The organism is Chryseobacterium gambrini (genome assembly GCF_900156825.1).
GTDB lineage: Bacteria > Bacteroidota > Bacteroidia > Flavobacteriales > Weeksellaceae > Chryseobacterium > Chryseobacterium gambrini.
The window spans coordinates 1-1234 of sequence record NZ_FTOV01000051.1; the positions used below are offsets into that span (position 1 = coordinate 1).

3 protein-coding genes are annotated in these 1234 nt (G+C 39.1%); all 3 read right to left on the reverse strand.

The window, feature by feature from the left end; translation table 11 throughout:
* Positions 1-254 (reverse strand): transposase (locus tag BW951_RS22985; protein WP_175608874.1); only part of this gene is annotated, 254 nt, incomplete at its 3' end.
* A 160-nt stretch (positions 255-414) separates the two neighbouring features.
* The gene (locus BW951_RS22340; RefSeq protein ID WP_084196526.1) at positions 415-873 is read right to left on the reverse strand and encodes a transposase; all 459 of its coding nucleotides are present in this window, start codon (positions 871-873) and stop codon (positions 415-417) included.
* Positions 874-892: 19 nt separating this feature from the next.
* Positions 893-1234, reverse strand: a 342-nt coding sequence (locus tag BW951_RS22345) for an ISAon1 family transposase N-terminal region protein (RefSeq protein ID WP_076396901.1), incomplete at its 5' end; no start/stop codon positions are given.

A 1234-nucleotide genomic window follows, 5' to 3' on the forward strand; every position in this document is an offset into this window, starting at 1 on the left:
ATTTTGGCATTGAAGGATTCCGCAGCGGCATTGGTGCTTCTTTGATGAAAATAGTTTAAAATATCCCTATAATGATTCATTATTGTTTTTCTTAAGGTAGAAAAAGATTTAAAATCTGCTTCTTCCACCTCTTTGAACCAATGCGCCAGTTTAGTCATCGCCAATGATTTTGGAATATTCTGATTATAAATCTTTCGCAGTCCATCGGTCAATTGATATGTTTTCTCCAGATCGGGATACTGAGCAAAAAGAATAGCAGCTCTTTGTTTTTGGGAAAGTGTTCATTTTTCACGGCTTTTATAAAGCAAATACCGGCTTCTTGCTAAAAGCTGTTTGCGTGAATCACCGTTTTCAAATATTTCTGTGCCTGAGTTTTTTTCTTCCCCCAGTCCTTGCGTTACCGTATTTTCCATTTCAATAGCATCCCAACGATTGTCTGATCCTGATTTCCTGAAGGGCTTCTGTAGCCAGCTTCTGAACATGGAAGCGGTCAATTACCTGTGTTGCACCAGGGAAGCAGCGTTGGGCAATACGCTTCATGGAACTCGCCATATCCAAAGTAATTTCATTTACCTTCATCCGAAGTTTTCTGCTGATCTTTAAAAGATGTGTGATGACAAAATCACTCTGGGTACCTTTTATGATGGCAACAATGCTTCCTTTCCTGCCTCGTGCAGTCTTGGAGGTAAGCACCGTGTAGAGTTCTCCGTCAGAGAGTGCCACTTCATCTAAGGATAAAGATGATGAGAGATTTTCAGGGTAAATGATCCAGTTTTCTGCGTGTCGTTTCTGTTCCCAGCTATGATACTCGCTGAGTTTATTCTTGTATTGTCTCTGAAAGGTCTTGCCTTTGATCCCGAAAAATTCTGCTATGACTTTTAGGGGAAGAGCTTTAGTGTCGGCTAATTTTTTTTAAGAAGCCTGCTAAATCCTTTGTTATGCGTGTTCCTTTCGCTACCAGCTGCCAGTCTCTTTGAAGGATTTCACCAGAGGATTTATCAGTCCATCTTCTTCTTTTCACATGAAGTTTTACGATTTTACCCCGTAATGGATAATCATCTATAATGATTTCAGGTAAAAAGCCCTTCGATTCCAGCTGTCTTTCTTTAAATTCATGAGGAATACTGCTTTTTTCTTCAAAATAAAGATGAAGTTCTGCATCATGAGTTTCTGCTTTGAGGATATCAAAGTGTTCAACTAAAAATTCAGGAAGTAACAATTTAAGAAGTTCTTG